The 24,894-nt window shown below is 47.5% G+C and carries 18 protein-coding genes; 5 read left to right on the forward strand and 13 right to left on the reverse strand.

Translation table 11 applies throughout. From position 1 onward, the window contains the following. Positions 1-11: 11 nt before the first annotated feature. From KE626_RS34935 to KE626_RS25035, 9 genes are all read right to left on the reverse strand, one after another. Entirely contained in the window at positions 12-4,820 is a 4,809-nt protein-coding gene (locus KE626_RS34935; protein WP_211975747.1) for a PKD domain-containing protein, read from the reverse strand. 256 nt (positions 4,821-5,076) lie between these two features. Beyond that, complete coding sequence (locus tag KE626_RS25000) at positions 5,077-6,006, reverse strand: DUF5007 domain-containing protein (RefSeq protein ID WP_211975748.1); 930 nt, start codon at positions 6,004-6,006, stop codon at positions 5,077-5,079. A gap of 16 nt (positions 6,007-6,022) precedes the next feature. Continuing rightward, positions 6,023-6,694: a fasciclin domain-containing protein gene (locus tag KE626_RS25005; protein ID WP_211975749.1), complete on the reverse strand. Its 672-nt coding sequence runs from the start codon at positions 6,692-6,694 to the stop codon at positions 6,023-6,025. 8 nt (positions 6,695-6,702) lie between these two features. After that, positions 6,703-8,166 (reverse strand): RagB/SusD family nutrient uptake outer membrane protein, encoded by a 1,464-nt coding sequence (locus KE626_RS25010; protein WP_211975750.1) that lies wholly within the window; start codon positions 8,164-8,166, stop codon positions 6,703-6,705. A 4-nt stretch (positions 8,167-8,170) separates the two neighbouring features. Further along, positions 8,171-11,710 (reverse strand): SusC/RagA family TonB-linked outer membrane protein, encoded by a 3,540-nt coding sequence (locus KE626_RS25015; RefSeq protein ID WP_211975751.1) that lies wholly within the window; start codon positions 11,708-11,710, stop codon positions 8,171-8,173. Between the two features lie 49 nt (positions 11,711-11,759). Further along, positions 11,760-12,923: a FecR family protein gene (locus tag KE626_RS25020; RefSeq protein ID WP_211975752.1), complete on the reverse strand. Its 1,164-nt coding sequence runs from the start codon at positions 12,921-12,923 to the stop codon at positions 11,760-11,762. A 110-nt stretch (positions 12,924-13,033) separates the two neighbouring features. After that, entirely contained in the window at positions 13,034-13,618 is a 585-nt protein-coding gene (locus tag KE626_RS25025) for a sigma-70 family RNA polymerase sigma factor (protein WP_211975753.1), read from the reverse strand. 134 nt (positions 13,619-13,752) lie between these two features. After that, complete coding sequence (locus tag KE626_RS25030) at positions 13,753-14,382, reverse strand: class I SAM-dependent methyltransferase (protein WP_211975754.1); 630 nt, start codon at positions 14,380-14,382, stop codon at positions 13,753-13,755. Positions 14,383-14,440: 58 nt separating this feature from the next. Next, the gene (locus KE626_RS25035; RefSeq protein WP_211975755.1) at positions 14,441-15,463 is read right to left on the reverse strand and encodes an Atu2307/SP_0267 family LLM class monooxygenase; all 1,023 of its coding nucleotides are present in this window, start codon (positions 15,461-15,463) and stop codon (positions 14,441-14,443) included. 128 nt (positions 15,464-15,591) lie between these two features. Here KE626_RS25035 and KE626_RS25040 point away from each other — a divergent pair, with 128 nt between their 5' ends. Further along, entirely contained in the window at positions 15,592-15,975 is a 384-nt protein-coding gene (locus KE626_RS25040; protein ID WP_211975756.1) for a hypothetical protein, read from the forward strand. 34 nt (positions 15,976-16,009) lie between these two features. Beyond that, positions 16,010-17,638, forward strand: a complete 1,629-nt coding sequence (locus KE626_RS25045) for a dihydroxyacetone kinase subunit DhaK (protein ID WP_211975757.1) — start codon at positions 16,010-16,012, stop codon at positions 17,636-17,638. A 62-nt stretch (positions 17,639-17,700) separates the two neighbouring features. Here the strand turns inward: KE626_RS25045 and mqo are convergent, their stop codons facing one another. Together mqo and KE626_RS25055 are read right to left on the reverse strand one after the other, a co-directional pair. Next, positions 17,701-19,209, reverse strand: coding sequence for a malate dehydrogenase (quinone) (gene mqo, locus KE626_RS25050; protein ID WP_249207683.1), 1,509 nt, complete (start codon positions 19,207-19,209; stop codon positions 17,701-17,703). A gap of 166 nt (positions 19,210-19,375) precedes the next feature. Continuing rightward, positions 19,376-19,753 carry a hypothetical protein gene (locus KE626_RS25055; protein ID WP_211975758.1) on the reverse strand — a complete coding sequence of 126 codons (378 nt, stop codon included), beginning with the start codon at positions 19,751-19,753 and terminating at the stop codon, positions 19,376-19,378. A 129-nt stretch (positions 19,754-19,882) separates the two neighbouring features. Here KE626_RS25055 and KE626_RS25060 point away from each other — a divergent pair, with 129 nt between their 5' ends. After that, positions 19,883-20,527 (forward strand): RNA polymerase sigma factor, encoded by a 645-nt coding sequence (locus tag KE626_RS25060; protein ID WP_211975759.1) that lies wholly within the window; start codon positions 19,883-19,885, stop codon positions 20,525-20,527. Positions 20,528-20,530: 3 nt separating this feature from the next. Here KE626_RS25060 and KE626_RS25065 read toward each other — a convergent pair whose 3' ends face one another. Then, positions 20,531-20,725: a helix-turn-helix domain-containing protein gene (locus KE626_RS25065; RefSeq protein WP_211975760.1), complete on the reverse strand. Its 195-nt coding sequence runs from the start codon at positions 20,723-20,725 to the stop codon at positions 20,531-20,533. Positions 20,726-20,926: 201 nt separating this feature from the next. On the opposite strand from KE626_RS25065, the gene KE626_RS25070 reads away from it, so the two are divergent. Together KE626_RS25070 and KE626_RS25075 are read left to right on the forward strand one after the other, a co-directional pair. Then, a complete protein-coding gene (locus KE626_RS25070; RefSeq protein ID WP_211975761.1) occupies positions 20,927-23,344 on the forward strand; it encodes a mechanosensitive ion channel family protein in 2,418 nt (805 codons plus the stop codon). Positions 23,345-23,378: 34 nt separating this feature from the next. Then, the gene (locus tag KE626_RS25075; protein WP_211975762.1) at positions 23,379-24,236 is read left to right on the forward strand and encodes a hypothetical protein; all 858 of its coding nucleotides are present in this window, start codon (positions 23,379-23,381) and stop codon (positions 24,234-24,236) included. A gap of 46 nt (positions 24,237-24,282) precedes the next feature. On the opposite strand, the gene KE626_RS25080 is transcribed toward KE626_RS25075, so the two are convergent. Beyond that, positions 24,283-24,858, reverse strand: a complete 576-nt coding sequence (locus KE626_RS25080) for a DUF4256 domain-containing protein (RefSeq protein WP_211975763.1) — start codon at positions 24,856-24,858, stop codon at positions 24,283-24,285. Positions 24,859-24,894 lie beyond the last annotated feature (36 nt).

The raw sequence follows: 24,894 nt of genomic DNA on the forward strand, positions 1-24,894 counted from the left end.
GCTTTTTTCGGCTATCTGATCAATGTAATCGTTCCTTTAAATTCAAAGCTTTCCCCGCTTTCGCAAATCGTTTTGAGAGAATAGATGTAAGTGCCAATAGGCGCTACTTTGCCCCTGTTTTTTCCATCCCAGCCGGATACCGGTGCATTGACAGGGAAGTGCAGATTTTCAAACACCAGCGTACCCCAGCGATCATATATTCTCAGGTATTCAATTTCTTTCACGCCCCTGCCTTTGGGATAACAATACTCATTTTGTCCGTCGCCATTGGGTGTAAAGGCATTGGGCATAAATACTGCACCCTGGTTGCAGGTAACATGAATAATAACATCATCGCTGGCTTTGCAGCCGAAGCGGTTCTCTACCTCCAGCACATAACGGGTGGTGAGGTTAGGAATTGCTTTTACAGACGGACAGGTACTGCAATCCAGGTATTCCACCGGCGACCAGTTCCAGCGTATCACATCATTGCTGACAGCTGCGCCAAGCGATACCGGCACACTGGCCATGGCCTGCAAATCGGCGCCCAGCTGCACTGTTGGCAGTGGATTTACCTGCACCTGCAGGCTGGCATTATCAGAAAAACATCCATCCTTATCATACCCGGTAACCTTGTAAGTGTAATTGCCTGCATTTGTCAATGTAGCGGTTGGCCTGGCAATGTTTGTATTATCCAGCCCGGGGCCATCCCATACATAGCTGTCCGTTCCTGTTACCCACAGCGGCAGTTTATCATTTATACAAAGCCCGGTGTCGGGTGTAGCGCTAATAGTGAAGGGTTGTACCACCCTGATGTTGACGTCGCCGGTGTTAATGCAGCCGTTGTTATCGGTCACCTTTACCTGGTAGGTAGTAGTAGTCGTCGGGGTAGCCTGCGGACTGGCAGCAGAAGGATTGTTAAGTCCTCCGACCGGTGTCCATTCATATTTAACACCGCCACTGGCCTGCAATACAGTGGTATTATGCAAACATACAAAATCACTGAGGGCGGTAGCCTTTGTATCGGGCAAAGGCAGGATATTAATGGGATGATGTGCCGTATCTGTACAACCTTCCCTGTTGGTTACTGCAAGCGTTACATCTACCATACCCGGTGTGGTAAACGCCTGTTCGGCTGGTTGCTGTTTATTATCGGTGCCCTGGCTGCCAAAGTTCCATTTCCAGGAAACCACGTCGCTGCCGGATGTGCTTCCGCTAAAAGCTACCGGCACATCCTTACAGGCTTTATCCGGACCGCTGATCGTTGCCGGCGCCACAGGCAGCACCACCACGGTGGATGATACTGTTTTTTCACAATTATAGGCCGTTGTAGTCGTTAATGTAAACTCGTAGGTGCCTGGTTTAGTGACGTGGAATTTAGGTTTAGCCGTATTAGTTCCTGTGGCTATTACGGAGGGATCATAAGTCCATTTATAGGTAGCCGGCATTCCCCGGCTCATAGAATAGCTGGTGAATTCCGGGGCAAAGGTAACATCGCCTTCACCGCATAACTGTGTGGCAGACGGATTCATTTTTACCTCCAGTTTATCTATAATGATAGGATCTTTGAGGAAGGCCACTCCCCGGCAACCCAGGTTATCGGTCAGCAATAAACGCGGGTTGTATATTCCCGGTGTTTTAAATGTATGTGTGATCACCGGATCTTTGGTTTCCTGCACAATACCATCCGTAAAGTCCCAGCTGAATGTGGCCGCTTTTGCAGCGCTAATATTAAATACTACCTCCTGTTCCTGGCAGCCTCCCTGCGTGTTAGGTGTTATTGCAGCAAAAGGCCCGGTTACAGAAATGATTTCTTCTACCTGGTCTTCCGTGCCGTCACTTCCTTTTACTTTTAAGGTCACTTTATACTGACCGGATAACGTGTAGGTGTGTACGGGGTTGGTCTGGTCTGAGGTACTTCCGTCGCCAAAGTCCCAGGAAGAACTGATATAGTTGAAGGACTTATTGGTAAAGCGGAACAACATCGGCGCACAATTGCTGCCATCCACGAAGGACGAAGTATAGCTGAATGCGGCGCCGGTTTTGGTCACCTTGATCTCCTTTTTAGCGGTGTCTTTACAGCCATTGTTGTCCGTAATCTGTAATTGCACCGTATATAAGCCCAATGCAGCGTAATTAACAACGGCGTTAGCCGGGTTTGAAGAAGCCGTACCATTACCAAAGTCCCAGCGTACGGTTGCTATGGTACCGCCAATATCAGTAGACTTATTGGTAAAAGTTACGTTGCTGCCAGGTTTCACCACGTATTTATCGGCAATGAAATCTGCGTTGGGACCATTTACCTGCAGGGTTTTGCCGGAGTACACGTTCGCGCATCCGTCTTTATCCGTGACCTTTAATACCGGTTTGAAACTTCCGGCGGTATCATAGGTATGTGTAAATGGTTTTGCAGTGAAGGTTTGCGATGGTGTACCATCGCCGAAGTCCCACTCCCATTTTGCCACGCCGCTGCTATACGTCAGGTCAGTGGCATCTGTGAGGGTTACTACCGTGCCGCGGCACTGTGCATTTGCCGGAATATTAAAACCGGCTAAGGGGCCGCGTACCGCCACGTTTACCACGTTGCTGCTGTCGGCGCAGCCAACATTGTTAGTGGCCACCAGTTGTAAAGCCTGTTTACCGGGAGCCAGGTTGGTAAAACGGTAGCTGGTGAGCGTGCTGTCCGGCCAGGCGTTGCCGTTAGCCTGCCAGGAGTAGCTGCTGGCGCCGTAAATGTCCGGATTGTACTTACTTATTTTTGTAACAACAGTATCGCTGCTGCACAAGGTATTTTTATCTGCCGTAATTACCACGGGTGAAGCGGCAATTACCTCCACTATCCTGACTAAATTGGTAGTACAGCTGCCATCGGAAACGGTGAGGCTTACCTTGTATTTTCCTGTTTTAGGATACACATGCGTAAGGGTGGCGCTCCGGGTGGTGTAAGCCGTATCTTTACCGTCGCCCCACTCCCATTTCCAGGATTTCACCTTGGTAGAGTTTTCCATAAATGTGACCTTCAGCCGGTTGTTACAATCTGCATTGGCCACGCTGAAACGCGGGAAAGGATCGGTTGCTTCTATGTATTGCTTTTTAGTAAGCACATTACTACAGGTACCGTTCCATACCTTCAGGGTAATATCATATATAGCCGGGGCGCTGTAGCTGTGTTTGGGCGCAGGGCTGTTATCCTGGCTGGTGGTATGATCACCGAAATCCCACTCCCATCTATCGCCAACGTCCGACAGGTCTTTGAAACTTACCGTGGTATTACCGCAAACTTTCGGGATATCCGGTGAAGAAAAATCTACTGTGGGTTTGCGGTACACTGTTACATCCTGCTGGCATTTTACCGTGCCTTTGCAGCCGCTGACAGTAGTATAGGTAAGTGTAACCGGGTACCGTCCTTCTTTGGGATAGGTATGCGTAGGACTGGCCTGCGTTGATTTAGCAGTGCCATCTCCGAAATCCCAGCTATAGGTGGCGATCAGATCGCTGCTGTTGCTGGTAGCCACAAAGCCGGGGGCAATTCCTTCACATCCGCTGGCGCCGCGTGCAGTGGCAGTAATAATTGTTTGCACTATGGGAACATCGGCCTTGCCTACGGCAATACAGCCGGCGGCGTTGGTAGCTACCATGGTAACCTTATAAGTGCCGGCAGCGGTATAGCTATGTGCTGGATTTTGTTCCGTAGAAGTTTGCTGATCACCGAAATTCCATTGCCAGCTGATAGCGCCAGAGGAGTTGCTGTTATAATTAATAGCAGCGGGCAGCGCGCAAACGGGTTTATTGTTACTGCTGATAGCGGCTGTTGGTGAAACGTTTACTGTCAGCTGTTTTTCCACCACCTGCGTACAGCTTCCATAGGTAGCCGTCAGCTTTACGGTGAGCGGACCTGCAGCAGCAGGTGTATAAGCAATAGCTGCATCGTTTCCGCCAAAAGGCTGCCCGTTGATTTCCCAGGTATATTTATCCGGTTTGGTACTCGTAGTAACGGCTGCAAATTTGTGAGGAACGCCAGCGCAGCTCAGTGGCGGCACCTCCATGCCTGTGCTGAAATTGGCCACATTAATGTCGCTGACCGTTTTCGTTCCGGAGCAACCCAGGTCATTACTCACGGTGAGTGTGATCCTGTGTTTACCGGGTGTGGTAAACGTATGTTTGCCGGGATCTTTTGCTGTGGAAGTGGAACCATCATCAAACTCCCATAGATAGCTGAGGTTACCGCTGCCGGTAGATGTATTGGTAAAAACAACATCTGCCGGCGCCTGGCAGAGTGTTTTACTGGCAATAGTGAAATCGGCTTTAATCGCCTCCAGCGCTTCCACTGCTTTTTCCAGCCGCAGGAAATTCGTGCAGCCATGACTGTTAGTAACGGTTAACGTTACCGCATAAGCTCCGGGCCTGTTAAAAGTGTGGGTAATGCTGCTGCCGCTGCCATCAAAACCATCCCCGAAATCCCATGCAGCTTTAGCCATAGTGCCACTTACCGGGTCCGATTTATCCGTAAGGGTGGTTGTAAAAGGTGCGCAGCCACTGGGCGGGGTAGCGCTGAATTTCACATTAGGCTTGCTCCATACATTGATGTAGTTGGTCTTTGTAATAGTATTGGTTCCACCGGCAGCGTCCGTTACGGTAAGTTTTATGGTGTAACTGCCTGCGGTGACATAAGAAGCATTTGGATTTTGTTCGGTAGAAGTAAAACCATTGCCCAGGTCCCATTTCCATGATACAGGATTACCTGTGGAATGATCAGTAAAAGTAGTGACCAGCAGCCCGCAATCACTGGTATTGCTGGCCGTAAAATCAGCTTTCACCTGTGCACCGGCGGTAAAAGCCATAAGGCAACAGGATAGCATACACGTAAAAAACAAAGCAATAATATTGCTTCTGACAGTTACAATTAGGTTCATGTTTCTCAGATACGGATACGGATAGATATTGACTCTCGATACGGTTGTGACAACCAAAGTACAACCTTTTTGGGGAAATATGGGTAATAACTTTAAACAAAGTGTCCGTAATACACAAAGGAGGGCACTTCATGAATGAAATGCCCTCTTTCCTGAGATGCTTTATGTATAGCCGATCCGGCTGCTAATTATACTTCAGTTTGATGGTCACTTTCCAGACTCCCTCCTTGAGTATCGACATATCGAACCAATAGTTGAAATAGTCCCCGTTAATATCCCCGTTATTATACATATCAATTCTCAGCACCTGCCCGGAAACAAAGGGTAGCGGGAAGCCCGCTATTTCCAGTTCCAGGTGATCCGGGAATTCGGTATATTTTGTAGGATTATTCAGTCCGAGGTTATGCCAGTCTTTCAGATCCGTAACGCCGGGCGTACTGGAATAATCATATCCCAGCAGCGTTTTCGGGTCTACCGGCGAACCATCTTTTTTCAGCACATATACCAGGATTTTGTTACCGGTGTTTACCTGCCGGTCAAAGGTAACGTCCAGGCCGGTGATGTTGCCATCCAAGCCTGAAAGCCTGTAGGTATATGGCAGGGCATAACTTACATCAATGGTCAGGGCTCCTTTCAGCAGTCTTTCTCCCCCGCTGTTTTTTACCCTTACGTCGATGATATACTTTCCTTTGGTAAATATAGTGGTATCAGTAGCTTCCGGGTAAATCAGGATGTTTCCATTCTCCGGGTTGATGTCAACCGCGGGGCGATTCACTTTTGTACGTTTCTTGTTAAGCTCCTCCACTGTTTTTTCCTTCGACGTATATTCCGCCTGCCAGAAATAGGTATCTACCTTATAGTTCATCAGCTTATCAGCAATTTTCCCATCTTCATAATGTATCGCGTCGATGGTAAATTCCAATGGCTTGGTGGATTCATCGGTTACCACTGCACCCGACTGGATGAGGGAAGCCCCCACTGCTATTTTAATAGAGGGGTTGGTATATTTGAGCGCAGGACTTAAAAAGCCATCCGCACTGTCTTTCTTACACGAAAACATAAACAGCGTCAGGGACAGCCATGACATCCATTTTATGGTCAATGATTTTTTCATGGTAAAATGATTTAGACTATCTGTTATATTTTTGTTTCAAACCTGCCGCAAAGCTGGATCCGTTGGTTAGTACATGCACAATAGCATTGGCAGTAATAAGGTTATGTGTTTGAATGCTGGCAGAATATGCAATTGTATCTACACCGGGTATTTTTAAATGTGTATATACGATTCTATAGGCAGATGTTTGTAATGAACTGCTGGCGCTGGTACCTCCGTCAACACCGCTAATTTGCAGACTGTCCTTGTTGGCAGCAAAGTAATATCGCTGTTTATCCTTCACCGCTGTTTCCAGGTCTACTTTAGCATTGGGAACTATAAACCGGCCAAGCAAAGCTGCCAGGGTATCTTTTCCGATATCGGCCAACGGCTTTGGCGTTTGCCTGTCGTCCGGATTATAATTCATCTGCAAACGCAGCACCGCATTATTGGGCGCTGCAAAAAAAGTGATGTTAGCGGTATTGACAGCGGCTTTGGCGTTCGTGAGGTCAATGATCTTAACCAGGGAATCGAACATATGATTTGGTCTGCTCTTCAGGAAATCATATACCGTCATTCTTTTTTCTTCCTCTGATTGTTTAGACAGACCACCATCCATGTAATAGTTATCTTTCCGGCATGCTGAAAATATCAGCATACCAACTGCTGCCAGGAGCGCTGTTTTCTTCAGTGAAATATTTTTCTTCATACAATAAGTTATTTCCAGTATTCATTCTGAGTGATCAAAAAATTGCTTTTCGCGATAATACCCTGATCTATTGGCAGCAGATATGCGCCTTTCTGGTACCAGTCGGCCGCTGTAATTTTTGAATCTTTGTCCAGCTTTCGTGTTCTTACCAGGTCAAAGAAGTATTGTCCTTCCCCGATCAGTTCTTTTCTGCGTTCGAGCAAAATGGTATCCTGAATATTTCCGCCGCCGGCATAAGGGGTGGCAAATGCGCGCGCTCTTACTTTATTCAGTAATACAGCAGCTTCTCCTGCCCTGCCTACAGAGGTGCTGGCGAGTGCTTCTGCTCTTAACAGCATGATGTCTGCCAAGCGGGTAATAATGATATTTGATTCGTTGATATTCTGTGAAGCAGTATCTCCTTTCAGCTGCAGCGTCCTGTATTTTCCCAGGAAAATACGGTCATCGTTTACGCCTTTGAGATAGGTTTCGCGTACAAACCAGGTAAACAGGCGGGCATCCACTGCGCTTGGCGGGAACATATTGTTGAGCTGTGGTCTGCTGGGGCAAAGTATAAACTTGTCCGTACCGCCACCACCATCTGACTGGTCTTTATACCAGGGGCGGCCCAGCGTCCTGTTAAAAACGCGGTTCCGCTGCACTTCTCTCAGGTTGGCATCAAAATTTAATTCAAAGATGCCTTCATTAGATTTACCCACGAAGATGCTGATGAGGTTTAAAGTATCTGTAACAAGACTGTACGGTCCCTTGGTGATCACACTATCACACAATTTTTCACATCCTGCGTAATCCTGCAACCATCCCAGCACATGCGCTTTAATAGCCCATGCCGCTCCTTTGGTGGCTCTTACCGCCTTATCGCCATCACCGTAGTCAAACTGCAGGTCTGCAATAGCCACATCCAGATCCGCTCTGATCTGTTTAAAAACATCTTCCTGCGGGGCTCTTGACAGGTTATCAATATTTACGCTCTTTAAGTTCATCGGTACATCACCCCAGAAACGCACCAGGTAAAAGTAGGTGAGCGCCCTGATGAAACTGGCTTCGCCGATATGGCGTTTTTTGAGTGTTTCATCGTAATTGGGGATAGATGGAATTTTTTCGAGTACCAGGTTGCACTGCGCGATGACCGTGTAAAACTGGTTCCAGTTACCTCCCCCGTTGTTGATCAGAGCTGACGCCGTATTGGTAGCGATAGGCGTTTCAGGGCGAACGTTGGAACTCTGGGAATAGCTGGAAAACACGTCTGCACGAACATCTCCCATCAGGAACACTTTATCCGGCACTACTGCACGCAGGTAAGAATAGGCGGCCGCCAATCCTTTTTCTATATCGGCAGATGTGGAAAACGCATTATCCGCAGTAGGCAATTCAATAATTTCAGGATCCAGTATTTTTTTGCAGGAAAATAACAATGCGATGCATACCAGCAGCAGGCACATTTTGTATTTCCATTCAGTTATTATCTTCATAATCTTAGAATTCAAAGTTAAAGCCGCAGTTAAATTTATAGGGAATGGGATACCCATTACCCAGGTCATAACCATAAGAGTCCACATTTTCGGGATCTACACCGGTGTATTTGGTAAGAATAAATACGTTACTCATACCCGCATACACCCGGAGTCTCCTGATGTTGTAGCGGTTGAGTCCTGCCGGTGAAAAATCGTAGCTCAGGTTCACGTTATTTAACCTTATGAAGCTGCCGCTTTCCAGGAAGAGATCTGTATTGGTTTCGTAGTTACCGATAAAATCATAGCTGGAAGTGCCATAGTATCTCCATGGATTGAGCACAGGATATTTGGCGTTGGTATGTGTAGGTGTCCAGAAATCCAGGTCAGATACATCCAGCAGGTTTCTTTGTCCGCCGGGATAATTCACGTTTTCACTGGCGGTCCAGCTTACGCCTTTGATACGGTCAGCCAATACCTTATTCATCACCTTATTCCCAATAGAATAGTTGAAAAACATATCCAACTGCAGTGCCGCGTTGTTTTTAAAGCGGTAGCTAAAGGAGTGGGAAATACTTCCTGTAAATTTAGGATTGGGATCTCCGGAGTACACCCTGTCGGTATTATCGATTACACCAATGCGGCCATCACCGTTTACATCCAGCAGCATAATATCACCGGCCCTGTATGGGTCCTGGGATGTAAACCCGCTGGTATTGGGGTAAAGACGCTTACCGGTGTATTTATTTACCGGAACAGATTCGTCTGTTGGATATACGCCGAGATATTTCATCAGGTAAAAGCCGTTCAGCGGACGGCCTATCTGCAGGTATGGCTGTCCTACTGCATAACCACCCCTGGAAACGCTTCTGCCAAAATCGGGCAGCCTGGTGAGTTCATTACGGTTGATGGCGCCGATAAATGTAACGGAGTATTGAAAGTTTTTACCTGGTTTGGTAATGTAGCCGGTAATGGCGGCTTCGTAGCCGTGATTGCGCACCGCGCCGCTGTTAATGTAGCGGGAAGTATACCCGCTGGTGCCATTGAGTGCATCCGGGAACAGGAAGCCATCGGTGTTTTTATTATAGTAGTCCAGCGCCATGGTCAGGCGGCTGTTAAAAAATTCGAGGTCTAGTCCCACACCCTGATCTTTTGTGGTTTGCCAGGTGAGGTTAGGTAAAGCCATACCATTGCCGCCGGCATAATTCGGGGCCAGCAGGGGTATGCCGTTATAGGTAGCATTATCGCCGCTTTTGGTCTGATAAGCACCCACAGCGAGGTAGTTGTCTTCGTACTGCGTACCGGATTTACCTGTACTTGCGCGGATCTTACCGAAGTTCAGCCAGCTGCCAATGTGATTATGGATAAATTTTTCTTCGGTGAATACCCATCCGGCAGACAGCGACGGGAAGTAACCCCATTGATTGTCTTTACCAAATTTGGAAGATCCGTCTGCGCGTACCACACCCTGGAGCAGGTATTTTTTATTGAAGTTGTACGACAACCTTGAGTAGTAAGATAACAGACCGTACTTGATGTTATGTGTTTCCAGCTGGAGGTTGGCCTGCGGATACCCGAGGATCACCTGTTGTGCATCACTGGGGCCGCCATATGCGCCACCGAAGATGCTGTTGTTTTCGCTGGTGTTGATCGTATTACCTAACACCAGGTCGAAAGAGTGTTTGGAAGCAAATGTGTGGTATAAACGAAGAAAGGTTTCACTTAACAGGTTCACCTTTTCCTGTGAGTAATAGGAAGCCGCCGCTTTTTGATCTGTCCTGGTAGCAGATGGTTCGAAGGTGCGGGTACGATAAAACTCATAGTTGCCAGATGCCCTGGATGTGAGGTTCAGATACGGAGTAAGATCGTAGCTGAGTTCCAGCTGGGCCAGGGCTCTTCTTGTCAGGTCTGTGCTTACGCCTTTGCTGTAGGAAGCCAGGAAGGCATCATAGAAACCGCTGTTGGGTCCCGGACGAAAGGAGGATGAGAAATTGTTACCAACTACCGCAGCATTGTAGGTGTCGCCTCTTTTCTGGCTGGCATCCGTCTGGCTTAAATTTGCGCGGCCGGTGATGGTCAGTTTGGAAGTAGGTTTAAAAACGCCGTTGTAGGTTAGTGAAAACCTGGTAAACCCGGAACCGAGTACAATACCTTTTTCGTTATAATAATCCACGCCCAGGCGATAGCTGGCAGTTTCCGTAGCGCCGCTGATACCGAGGTTGACATTCTTCAGGTCTGCATCACGGAAGTACAGTTTTTGCCAGTCGGTGGAGTTGTTATAAAAACTATTCAAACTGTCGCTCAGTTCAATAGGCATATCGGTATAACCGCCGCCTACTTTGGAAGACTTATACTGGTTATATAGATCAATTTTAAAATCGCGCTCCGCTTTACCGCCAAGCGTTTTACGTAATGATGGGTAATAACTCAATCCATATTGTGTATTTAAAGTAACGATTGGTTTTCCTATTTTGCCTCGTTTGGTGTTGATGATGATAACGCCGTTGGCGCCTCTTGAACCATAGATAGCCGTAGCGGATGCATCTTTCAATACATCCACAGATTCCAGGTCGAAGGGACTGAACCCGGCCAGTACGCTGGTAATGGCCTGGCGCGGATCGGAAGGATTGAATACATCCTGTTCCAGCGGTACGCCGTCGATGATGAACAAGGGTGTGCTCACCACGTTAGAGTTGGCGGAGTTGGAAAAGGAGGCCAGCCCTCTGATCTGCACCATGCTGCGGGCTCCCGGCATACCGGAATTATTCTGTACTACCAGCCCGGGCGCCAATCCCTGGAGTAATCCTTCGATAGAGGCGGCTGGTTTATTCTGCAGTTGTGAAGCTTTAATGGAGGATATCGCCGCGGTGGTTTCCCTTCTTTTCTGGGTACCATACCCTACGGTTACATTTACTTCCTGGAGTTGTGAAGCAGAAGGCTGCAGCGTTACCAGGATGTTCTGTAAGGTATTTCTGACCAGTTGGTTTTTAAACTCCCGGGCTGCCACAGTTAATACACCATTATTTAAATGGAGCATCAGTGAATTAAAACCGATGGAAGTGATGAGAATGTTGGCGTCTTCCGGTACACCCGTAAGGGTGAACCTTCCGTTCTCATCTGCGGTAGCGCCCTGGCGGGATCCCTGCACAATGATGGTAGCACCGATGATGGCCTGGTTATCCGGGCTGACGATTCTTCCGGACAAAGTAACTACCGCTGCATTTGTTTTAGCGGATGCCAGTACAGTTACAATTTTGTCGTTCACTTCATAGGTAAAGGGTTGTCCTTTGAATACCTGCGGCAATGCGGTTTCCAGCGGTTCGTCTTTCAGGTTAACGGTCACCGGTTTTGCGCTTTTAGCATAGCGGGCATCAAAGATAAAGGAGTACCCCGTCTGGGTTCTGATGGACTCGAGCACCTGCTCCAACTTTGCATCGCTTACACGCAGCGTTACCTGTTGTGAGAAGCCGATAGCAGATGTTGCCAGGTAATGGAAGACCGTAAGCGTTATGCAGCAGACATAGCGCTTCCAATGGCCCAGACGATGGCCATACTTAATACTCATAAGTGTAGTTTTTACTAGTGTGAAATGATCTGGTTGATAAATTCCGGTACTATTGCTCTACATATAGCCGGTTGTTGCTCAGTTTTAATTTTATATTGGTTGTTTTCTCAATTACTTTCAAAAGCTGCGGCAGTGGTGTGCTGCGCGGTAGCTGGCCATAAAGCTTCTCTGCCGGAAGCGTTGAAAAATCTACTTCAATATCATACCAGCGTTGCAGCTGGTAGCCGACATCGCGCAGATCGGTATTGGAAAAATAAAACAGATCGGATTTCCATGCTACATCTTCCCGGGTATCCACAGCTTTTACCTGCAGCCTGTTTCCATCCAGTATGGCTTGTTCCCCCGGTTTTAAAATACTGGTGTTGTTTCCGTCCGGTGATGCCAGTTTTATGCGTCCTTCAATCAACGTAGTTTTAATATAGGGCTCATCCGTATATGCCTTTACGTTAAAGGCAGTGCCAAGTACAGCAATGGTTTGTTTTCCCGCTACTACTGTAAACGGTTTACGGTCATCTTTTACAATGTCAAAGTAAGCTTCTCCTGATAGTTCCACTTTTCTTTCTCCGTCAGGAAAACGGGTTGGATAATGAAGGGAGGAGGCGGCATTCAGCCAAACCTGGCTTCCGTCCGGCAATACCACTTTATATTGTTTCCCCCTCGGTATGGTAAGGGTATTAAAAACAATGTCGGCTTTCCCCGCAGGTTCTTCAGCGGGCGCCGAATAACTAAGCATACCTTTTTCATTGTTCACTGCACTGGATCCTTTTTGTTCGAATGTTTCCCCTTTCTTTGCGCTGTCCAGGGCCACTTGCCGGCCATCGGCCAACGTAAGCATGATGCTTGCTGACGGCCTGGTGGCAGGCATTGCCTTCGCTATTGTTCCCTGCGACGTTTCCCGTTCGCGGAGAATAAAAAAACGATAGGAAAGCAGCGATACCAATAACAGCATACAGGCGGCAGCCCAGGTTATTACGGGCTTCCATCTGAATATTTTGGGGCTAACAACCGGGCTTTGTACCCTGATTTCTTCATTAATTTGCCGGAGCAAACCAGCCGCTTCCTGCGGCGAAAAAATATCTTTACCCTCAACAGATTGCTCCGCCAGTTGCTCAAACAGGTCATCATATAATGGCCTCGCTTCCGGCGTTGACAAAAGTGCAAACAACTCCTGCCGCTCTTCGGGAGCGATGGTGCCATCAATGGCTTTGTTCATTAAATCATTTAACCGGTTTGGCAGTTGCATCATCTGGCGACTTAAAAAGTGCTTCTATATATAAAGACAGTGGAGGGGGTAAAAAAGGAGATATGCGCTGAAAAAAAATTTTATTTAAGAAAATGGAGGGTCGCCAAAGTAAAGAGAACGGTTACACGCACTTTTATAAAGCGGTGGATAGATTTGATTGCGAGTTGGTTGTATTTTTTTACCGAATCCGTGGACAGATTCATACGGGTGGCTATTTCGGGGTTTCGGTATCCTTGTGCGCGGAGCAGGAATACCGTTTTTTGTTGCAAAGGCAGTGCGTCTATCGCTTTATCGAATACTTCCAGGCGCTTGTCGGGTTGTTCGTCGCCCTGCTCCTGCCGCATCAATTCGAAACGGGTATACTGTTCCTCTTTTTTCCTGTTTGCCACCATGGTGGTCAGGTAATTGAGGGTATGATTACGCAGGAGAATAAAAAAGTAGGCATTAAAATCTTTGATATCGGTCAGCTTCTCCCTGTCTTTCCAGAGTTTTACAAACAGGTCCTGCAGGATCTCTTCGGTTAGTTCCCGGGAACCGATAATGGTAAACACAATCCGGCCAGCCTGATTTAAATAACCATGAAAAAGCTCCGAGAATGCATGTTGGCAGCCACCAGCGACGAGCTCCAGTATTTCACGTTCATTATCAATACGCTTTAACGCCATAATGCATTAAAAATTTGGTTGACAGATACCACGACAGGTTGGTACACTTGGAGTAATGATAGCAATATTAAATATACTTATCAATATTTCCTTATAAAATTTTAGCAAAATACTATAGTAAGTTAACAAAAAAACTATTTGCCGGCGATGATCCAGAGGTCGGTGATGGTGGTGCCATCCGGCCCCGGGTATACTTTGCGATCCATTGCAATAACGTGGAAATGATGTGCTGCGAGCATTGCGGTTAAATCGGCTGCTTCATAGTAATACATGTAGAGCTGATTACCGGCGGCTGTTTGCTGCAAGCCTGATTTGCTGTAATGATCTTCCATGGTACTCATATAAAATATTCCGTTTGCAGTAAGTATACTGCAGGCATCGGCTATTAATTTGTTTAGTTCTTCTTTTGAGAGATAAGGTAAGCAAAAGCCACACATGATCGCGTCATACATTTTCCCGATGCTGCCAATATCTTTGGCATCCATCAGCCGGAAAGCGGCGGCAGGATTATTGAGCGCTGCCAACCGGAGCATATTGGGCGACAGGTCAATGCCCAGGAGCTGAAAGTCGGGGCGCTTTTCCAGGAGGTACTTTGTAATGTTGCCGGGACCACAGGCGATTTCCAGGATGGCTGCACCGGGCCTGACATTACTGCAAAAAAGATCGAAGGAATCTTTATACAGGCTAATATCCATAAACTTATCCTGGTATTGGGCGGCGCATCTGTCGAATACTTCAACGGCCATTTGGGTGATGTCTGTCATGGTGCTGTTCAATTTTAGGATCAATCAAATTACCACATTTTCTAAAAAGGGCCGGTCGCTATTGCAGCGCCGGCACGATGTATTTACCAATAAGGTCTATAGACTTCAATAATTTTTCATGGGAAAGCCCTGCATTATCCATCTGGAAGGTAACCCTGGCAATACCTCCCAGCGACTCGCTGTGACGGCGTATTTTCTCAGCCACTTCCTGCGGATCGCCCACCAGTAATGCTCCACGGGGCCCTGCCTGCGCATCAAACTGGGGCCTGGTAACAGGAGGCCATCCGCGCTCCCTGCCTATTTTAGTAAACGTTGCTGCATAGCCGGGGTAATAATCTTCCATTGCCTGCTCCCTGGTTTCGGCTACATAACCCAGTGAATGCAGCCCTACCCTGAGCTTTTCAGGGGCATGGCCTGCCTTCTCCCCGGCTTCGCGGTACAGGTCTACCAGCGGCCGGAAACGATGGGTTTCACCCCCTATGATCGCTACCATGAGGGGCAGCCCCAATGTACCGGCCCTGACGAAAGACTGCGGCGTACCGCCTACTCCGAGCCAAACAGGTAACGGATCCTGTACGGGCCGCGGATAAATAGCCACGTTATTCAGCGCAGGACGGAACTTCCCTTTCCACTGCACCACTTCCTGCGCCCTTATCTGCAAAAACAGGTCGAGCTTTTCTATAAACAGTGCGTCATAGTCTTCCAGCTTATAACCAAAGAGCGGGTATGCTTCTATAAATGATCCACGTCCTACCACTACTTCCGCCCTGCCCCGGGAAATAATATCCAGTGTGGCAAAGTTCTGGAATACGCGTACGGGATCAGCCGCGCTGAGCACTGTTACCGCGCTGGTTAACCGGATCTGTTTAGTGCGGGCTGCAGCTGCTGCCAGTATCACGGCAGGCGCCGAGTCCAGGAACTCTTTCCGGTGGTGTTCCCCGATGCCAAATACGTGCAGACCTGCCTGGTCTGCAGCTTCTATCCTCGCCAGGAGGTTGGCCATTTCATTCATATTATCCTTTGCATCCAACCGGGTATCCCCGGCGCCGGTGGCGGCAAAGCTGTCGATTCCTACTTCCATAAAATGTTGTTTTATATCCCTGTAAGATATCCAATTTTCCGTTGGTGTTGGAAAGTCGAAAATAAATCCTAATTTAATCAATATCGATCCAAAACGATCATAAACGATCATTTAAAAAAATGAATTTTATGAAAAAACAAATGCTGACGGTATTAATTGCCGGCCCCTACCGCTCAGGCACCAACGATGATCCGGTACTGATGGAACAGAATTTAAGAAAACTGGAAGACGTGGCCCTGCCCATATTCAGAGCAGGACATATTCCGGTGATCGGTGAATGGTTTGCGTTGCCGCTGTTAAGAGCAGGCGGATCCACCCGGCCCGGCGACGCCGTATATGAAGAAATATTATACCCGGTAGCCGGTCGGCTGATTACAAAATGTGATGCCATACTAAGGATAGCCGGCGCTTCCAAAGGGGCCGACGAAGATGTTAGGATTGCCAAGGAACTGGGGCTGCCGGTATACTACCGTCTTGAAGATCTGCTCATGGAAAAGAGTACCGCCGGTTAAATCATCAATCGGTATATTGTAGAAAATTGGCGCAATGAAATTTTTTATCAACGAAGTAGATCAGATTGTAAATGAAGCCATAGACGGATTACTCACCAACCCTGATCTGGCCAGGCTGGACGCAGCTGCCGGCATCAGGGTGGTGATCCGTAAGGACTGGGACAAATCAAAAGTGGCGATTATTTCAGGTGGCGGATCGGGGCATGAACCGGCCCATGCAGGCTTTGTAGGCAAAGGGATGCTGACCGCCGCAGTATGCGGTGATGTTTTTGCTTCTCCTACCGTAGATGCTGTGCTATCCGCTATACTGGCGGCAACGGGCCCTGAAGGCTGTCTCCTGATCATAAAAAACTATACCGGCGACCGGCTTAATTTTGGTCTTGCTGCCGAACAGGCCCGTACCCTGGGTTACCGCGTAAAAACGGTTACCGTAGATGATGACATTGCCCTTGGCGCTGATGTAAAAAAACGGGGAGTAGCAGGTACGCTCTTTGTTCATAAAGTAGCCGGGCAACTGGCAGAAGAAGGAAAATCACTGGATGAAGTAACAGCTGCTGCCCAAACGGTGATTGACCGCACGGTATCTATCGGTCTTTCGCTGACTTCCTGCCGTCACCTGGGACAGCCCTACGTTCCCCGCCTGAACGACCAGCAGGTGGAGCTGGGGTTAGGCATTCATGGCGAACCCGGTTTGAGGGTGATTGCATACGACAAAGCCAACGAGCTAATGAACATCGCGATGACGCAACTGGCCGGCAGTTTGCCGGATACAAACGGGCGCTATGCTATGCTCTTTAACAATATGGGCAGTGTGAGTCCTATTGAAATGAATATCCTGGTACAATCATTCTGCAAAACATCCCTGGGAGATAAGGTAGATTATATGATAGGTCCGGCCGCGTTGATGTCGTCTATTAACATGAATGGGTTTTCGGTATCGCTGTTGTTGCTCAACGAATCCATAAAACGGGCGTTGCTGGCGCCGGCAGCACCTGCAGCATGGCAACTGCAGGCATTTAAAAAACCCGCCACCGTTGCCGCCCCGGTATTGCCTGCAACCATGCCGTTTGCGCCATCGGCTAACGTATACGTACAAACGCTGTTGGAAGAAACAGGCAGATTACTGGTTGCTATTGAAAAAGAAATCAATGACCTCGATGCGAAGGTGGGCGATGGCGACGCCGGCTCTACGTTTGCACTCACAGGCAAACGTATCCTGGCTGTAAATGGCCAGCTGCCGCTCGACAATACCGGGCATTTGCTGCTCACCCTGGGGCGGTTGCTGGCCAGAGAGGCCGGGGGATCCAGCGGTGTGTTGTTGTCCATCCTCTTCACTGCCGCGGGTAACGCTTACGCCCATACGCCGGAATTGGGCGGCGCCTTGCTCAGCGGATTGCAAACGGTAAAAGCTCATGGCGGGGCGCAGGTGGGCGACAGAACCATGATCGATGCGCTGCAACCTGCGTTCGAAGCACTGGCAGCAGGAGCACCTATTGCGGTGGCGGCGGCAGCGGCGCGCAAGGGCGCAGATAATACCAAACATATTATCCGCACAAAATTTGGCCGCTCCTCTTACCTCCCCGAAGAGGTACTAAAAAATATTCCCGACCCCGGTGCTGAAGTAATTGCCAGGGTGTTGGAAAATATGGCCACGCTGAAATAAAGGCAAAGCGGCTTATTCAGTGTCGGTCTTAAATGTGATGGTTTTAGTAAGGGAAGAGGTTACTACTTTTTTACGTCCGGCTGTTTCCAGTCTAATTGTAAGGTTTTACTTGTCCATGTTCTTACCTGGTAACACAGTTCCGGATCATCTTCCAGGTGTGTGCCATATGACGGGATCATGGTCTTCAACTTCTCTTTCCAAACTCCTTTTACCTGTTGAGGGAAGCAGGTGTTAAGCAGATCCAGCATGATGGATACCGCGGTTGATGCACCTGGTGAAGCTCCCAGCAAGGCCGAGATGCTGCCATCTTTTCCGGCTACTATTTCTGTCCCGAAACGCAACGTGCCTCCTTCTCCGGGATCATTATAGATCACCTGTACACGCTGGCCTGCTTCCTGTAATTCCCAGTCATCGCCTTTGGCATTTGGATAAAATACCTGCAGGGCTTCTATCCTGTCTTCAAATGATAAACTTAATTGTTCTACCAGGTATCTTTCCAGGCCAAAATTCTCCAGACCCACCCGCATCAGCGGTAAGATATTCCAATATTTAATGGATTCGAACAAATCAAGGAAAGATCCTTCCTTCAGGAATTTGGTGGAGAAGGTGGCAAAAGGTCCGAACAAAATAGCTTTTTGTCCGTCGATGATCCTGGTGTCGAGATGGGGAACGCTCATGGGTGGAGCGCCTACTGATGCCTGCCCGTATACCTTTGCATGATGCCGGTTTACGATCTCTTCTTTTTTGCAGACCAGCCATTCGCCTCCCACGGGAAAGCCGCCATACTGCCGGCCTTCGGGGATACCTGATTTTTGCAACAGTTGGAGCGATCCGCCGCCGGCGCCTATAAATACAAAATCTGCTGTTACATAAGAGGTTTCGTTGGTCAGCCGGTTTTCTACTTTTACTTCCCATTTGCCATCCCGTAATTGTTCCAGGGTTTCCACTTCGTGTGCCAGGTGCAACTTAAAGTTGGGCTGCTCCTGCAACTGTTCGATCAGGGCTCTTGTCAATGCGCCATAGTTCACATCCGTGCCCAGTTCCATATGTGTGGCCGCCGTTTTCGCGGCAGGCTCCCGGCCTTCCATGACCAGGGGAATCCAGTCCTGCAGCACCGCAGGATCTTCAGAATATTTCATACCCTGGTAAAGCCGGTATTGCTGAAGTGCGTCAAATCGTTTACGGAGGTAGGCCACATCATTATCGCCATGCACAAAACTCATGTGCGGCGTGCTTCTTATAAAGCCGGATGGATTGCCCAGGTGGCCCTGTTCCACCAGGTACGACCAAAATTGTTTGGATACTTCAAACTGCTCAATGATATGAATAGCCCTAGAGGTATCGATACTGCCATCTTCCCGTTCAGGCGTATAATTCAGTTCGCATAACGCAGAGTGACCGGTACCTGCATTATTCCAGGCATCGGAGCTTTCGCCCGCCACCCGGTCCAGCCGTTCGTAAACATGTATAGACCAGGCAGGTGACAGGCGTTTGAGCAATGTTGCCAGCGTTGCGCTCATAATGCCCGCCCCTATCAGTAATACATCGGTATGTAACGTTTGCTTTTGCATGATGATGTCCGGTTTAAAGGTTATCACCAGATAAAATAAACTTTCTTACCAAATGTTTACTGACATGCTATAAATTTTAAGGATTTATTAATTTATAATAAATGAAAAACAAACAGCCCGGGCCAGCAGGTAATCAGCTTCTTTTCCGGGCTGTTCTACTTAATCACTACGATATACTACCTTCCTCTTTTATCTTTGTCAGTTGCGCCAGGGTGTAGGCGCCTATTGCCATTACCAGGTCCCTTACCGCCACATCGAGATAATGGCCTGTCAGCAATAACTGCAGCGCAATACATATCAGCCAGGCCATCACCACGTACGCCCCGATCCGGGGCCGCAGCAATACCAGTACGCCGGCTACAATTTCGATGACACCCACAATTTTCATAAATGTGTCGGGGGCAAACGGGATCAAAGCCGCGTTACTGCCCAGGTAGTCTGCCCAGTGGGTCAGCAGATTCGTGAATTTGTCCAACCCGGCTACGATAGGTACAATACCAAACGTCAGCTGCAGGGTGCTTTGAAGTTGTTTTACTGTTGCCATAATACATTATTTTAATTATGATGGTTAGAGCGGACAGTCAAAAAAAGGTTACAAAAAAGCACAAAAAAGCAGGGGCAGAAATATTACCACAAAATTGTAACCAATTCCATCCTGTTTCATCTAATTAATATGACCACACAACAGGAAGAAATAGTCAACCACATTACCAATGAAGAGCTCATCCGGCTGATACTGGCGGGTGACAAAGCAATGTTCGGCGTACTCATCAGGCGATATAACCAACGGCTGTACCGGATCGGGATGTCTATACTGGAAAATAGCGCAGAAACAGAAGATGCAATGCAGAATACTTATCTCAATGCCTATCATCATCTTTCGCAGTTTGAACATCGCGCTTCCTGGGAAACCTGGCTAACGAGGATTATGCTTAACCAATGCTACGAGTTGAAGCGAAAAAATAAATCTGCCCTTACCCATCTACCAGCACCAGATAAATTTATTGACATGAACACCCCCGCCAGAGATTTAGCCAACAAGGAGTTAAGCCAGGTATTGGAACGCGCCATCGGCGTGCTGCCAGACAAATACCGGCTGGTTTTTGTGCTACGCGAAGTAGAAGAAATGTCGGTTCGTGAAACAGCGGAAGTGCTTGAGATAGGAGAAAGTAATGTAAAAGTGCGGCTCAACAGGGCCAAGGCTATGCTCAGGGAGCACTTAAACGACTATATGAAAGATCATGTTTATCATTTCCATTTAACCCGCTGCGACAGGATCGTTCAGGCTGTTTTCCAACAGCTGGAAGATGAAGAATAAGTTTTACATGACCAGGTGCTTTTTGAATTCACCGGGCGTCTTTCCCTTGATCTCTTTAAAAAAACGGTTGAAGTTTGAAACACTATTGAAACCGCTTTTATTGGCGATAATATGAATATTTTCTTCGGAGCTTAGTAACCGTTTGCAGGCATGTCCGATGCAGACCTGTGGCGCCTTGAGTTTAAATATTCCCTCCATATGACGGCTTCACCGGATGGTTTGGCGCCGCCAAACCATCCACCCCAATAAGGATAACATGTTCATACCTTACAATTTGCCAATATCTGCATCATTTTAGCAAAAGGCAGGCATTTCTATAAAATAATCTTTATATTAATAAACAAATCCCGGGTAGCATTTGGTGGGTATCACACTTTTGAATTTTAATATCAACAACCAATGAAGAACTTATTATCTGTATTTTTCCTGCTATGGTCCTGCACATTGCCGGCACAATCGGATACCAGCACTCTCCAAAAGCAGGATGCAGTAACGGCTTTGAAAAAAATCGGCATTAAAGCATCTGTGGAAAGTGTAAAAAAGTTGACGGAAGAAAGGATTACCAGCAAACAACGGATTACCCTGGATCATATGCGCACTGTTAACCAGCAGGCAAAAATATTTTTAAAGAGAGGCATAGATACCCTTTCCTTCAATAAATTTCTGGCAAGCGCCAAATATTCGCTGGAAACCGTGAAGGATGGTATCCTGATCAACAAAGGCACCAACCAAACACAACGCAACCTCGATGTTTCGGCCGCAATACTGAATGAACTGAGCACACGGATCGCCGCGAAAAAACTGCTGCTCCAAACCTATGCTGCTAAAGTAACTGCGCTGAACCTCCTGATCGATTCACTTTCCAGCGATCCTTCGCTCTTTACTTTTCCTGAAGACTCGGCCGACGTTATAAAACATGCCAAACGCATGATAGTAACCGCTATGGAAGTTTCCCCCATAGACAGCGCCCTCGATAAAGCCACCACGCTGATTGAAGAACAGGAGTTAAAAACAGATCTGCTGTTATTCGATATTAACTCCACCCGGGAAGATATTGACATCTACAGCAATCACCTGGCCAGCCAATCGCTCGAAAAGGAATTTCCTTATATATGGCAGGCGCCCACCTATTCAAGACCCTTACCGGATATAGCCAGGTTTTCTATCGCCAAAGAAATGATCCTGCTGCGGTTTTATGCAGAAGATCATCTTATCTGGATTCTCTTTATGCTGCTGTTGCTGTCCGGGGCGTGGTACTTTTGTAAATCGTTGAAGAAACAACTGCAGGCTGCTGCGCCGGCAGCTGATCCCGAAGTAAGGAATCTTGTCAGCATTCATCCGCTGGCGGTTTCGATCGTTATTACGTTTTCTGTTTTCCAGTTTCTGTTTGCGGCGCCTCCTTTTATTTTTAGTTTCTTTCTCTGGCTGGCTACGGCCATCAGCCTGTACATTATCTTCAAAAATCACATCAGTACCTACTGGCGGAGATTCTGGTTGTTTACCACCCTTCTTTTTATTTTAGCCGGCATCGACAACATGATCCTGCAGGCTTCCCGACCGGAACGGTATTACATGCTATTGATTGCTGTTACCGGCAGCATTTACATGACCATTGTGCTCATCACCAAAAAGAAGGCAGAACTGAAAGAAAAAAAGATCCTGTATTTTATTTCTATCGTCCTGTTGTTCGAAGTCAGTTCTACCCTGCTGAACCTTTTTGGCCGTTTTAATATGGCCAAATCCCTGATGGTAGCCGGGTATGTAAGTTTGATCATGGGCATCGTTTTTCTCTGGACGATCCGGCTTATCGACGAAGGCCTGACGCTGGCTTCCAGTGTATACAAGCAGCCCAGCCGCCGGCTATTCTACCTCAATTTCAACAGGGTAGGAAAACAAACGCCGGTCATCTTCTATATTATACTGGTAGTAGGCTGGATACTGATAGTTGCCAGGAACTTTTATCACCTGCGGATCTACTCTGCTTCGGTCAATAATTTCGTGACAATGGAAAGAACCATTGGAGATTATAAATATTCCATTACCAGTCTTTTCGTTTTCGTATTTGTAATATTCTGCTCCCTGCTGCTTTCCAAACTGGTATCCTATTTTTCCGCAGAACATGAGCCGGTAAATGCAACCGGTACCACCGGTAAAAGATTTTCCTTCGGCAGCTGGCTGTTGGTGATCAGAATCGTGATCATTACTGCCGGATTACTGATTGCCTGCGCCGCGGCGGGCATCCCCCTCGACAAATTCACCATTATTATCGGAGCCTTGAGCGTAGGTGCTGGTCTTGGTTTGCAGGGCCTGGTCAACAACCTCGTCAGCGGCCTGATTATCTCCTTTGAGAAACCGCTGAATGTCGGCGACATCATCGAAATCAACGGAGGCTTTGCCACCGTTAAATCAATCGGGTTCAGAAGCAGCGTTGCCAGAAGTGTAGACGGCGCCAACCTGGTTATTCCCAATGGCGATTTGCTAAGCCGGCAGGTAACTAACTGGACGATGAACAATCATTTCAGAAGATGCCACCTGGCGGTGGGTGTGAGCTATGACACGGATATAGAACATGCTAAAATATTATTGCTCGAAATATTGAAAGCAGATGAAAGGATACTCAACTACCCCGCGCCGGATGTATTCTTCCAGGCGTTTGGCGACAGTGCTATTGAGATAGAATTGATTTACTGGATAAGGGATATCAAAGAGTTTCTCGCGGTGAAGAGCGATCTTATAGCTAAAATATTCACTGTTTTCAAAAAGGAAAATATTACTATTCCGTTTCCCCAGCAGGACCTGCATATCAAAAGAACATAGAAATCAGTAATTTTGACGCAAATAATCATATATTATGCTGTACCGTTTTTCTCTTAAACCAGTATTCCTATTGCTGTTCACTGTTGCATGTTACGTGACCTCATTCGGACAAGTAGAAAAAAAACACGATGTTATCTTAAAATTAAATGGCGATCAACTCAGTGGGGATGTACTTGAAATCACTGATAGCACGATCCGGTTTACCTATACCGGCGAAAAGCTAGTTTATAATATTAAAAAATCTGAGATCCAAAAGATTACCTTTGCCAGTGGAAGGGTTGAAACGATCAATGCAGCAGCGCCTGCACAAAGCGCCCCGGCAAATAATGCGGCGACCCCTCAAAAGAGCGCAGAAGAACGGCGTAACAAAGTAGCTGTTCTGCCATTTGCATTTGTAAAAGATGGTCAAAATGCGGCGCAGGAAGTAAGCGACGAAATACAAAATGAGCTGTACGCCATGTTGAGTAAACACTCCGGCGTATATACCGTTGTTAGTCCCCGTGCTACAAATGTATTACTCAATAAGGCGGGCATCACCAAAGCCACCATGCTCAACTATACCATGGCTGAAATATGCCAGGCGCTTGGTGTAGAATATATTGTAGACGGTATGATCACCCAAAACCGCACCACCCAAACCAGCTACGGGAATACTTCCTACAATGAAAAGACAAAGCAAAAGGAAAATTCCGACGATAAAAAATCCAGTGGCTATAGCAGCAGCTCTTCTACGAGCGTTCAAAACTACCAGACCACGATGGATATGAAGATTTACAACGACAAAAGTGAAATTATCTATAACCAGAACAGGAAAGCTTTCTGGAATACTGCCGACGCCTACAAGAATACCATGGAATACCTGGTAAAACGCTGTCCGCTTTATACTAAATAATCCTGTCGTCTTTGCCCGAATGCAACAACAACCGTTGCGTTCGGGTCTACACCCTCAACCAGCCACGGAAGCCCCTGGCAGCGTAATAGGATTGCACGCCATTGTGATAGGTGAAGACCGTATCATAGCGGCGATCGCCAAACAATGCACCGCCAAGTTCCCTGATTTCGGCCGGTGTTTTCAGCCAGCTCGAGGTTTTAAGATCATATTCACCCAGCTGCTGCAACTCCTGGTATTGCGCCGCTGTTAAAAGCTCTATGCCGATGGCGTTTGCCATATCAATGGCATTATGCTCCGGGCGGTGTTCCTTCCTCGCCTGCTGTGCTTCGTAATCGTAACAGGTATTTCTGCGGCCCTTGGGGGTTTCTGCAGAGCAATCGTAAAAAATATATTCACCTGTCTTCTTATCATATCCAACCACATCCGGTTCTCCCCCGCTTGCCTCCATTTCATTGAGCGACCAGCATTTTTCAGTATTATCATCCAGCCTGGCTTGGACTTTAGCCCAATCAAGCCCTTTGTGGCGTTGCATATTTTTCTCAAAACGGATCTTCAATACGCGAAGCAATGCTTCCCGTTGATCTGACGACAACTTTTTTTTGGTGCTGTTAGCGGCTTTCATACGTTGATGTTTAAGGTGCTATGGGCTGTTGGCAGC

It is taken from the genome of Chitinophaga hostae (assembly GCF_018224885.1).
Classification (GTDB): Bacteria; Bacteroidota; Bacteroidia; order Chitinophagales; family Chitinophagaceae; genus Chitinophaga; species Chitinophaga hostae.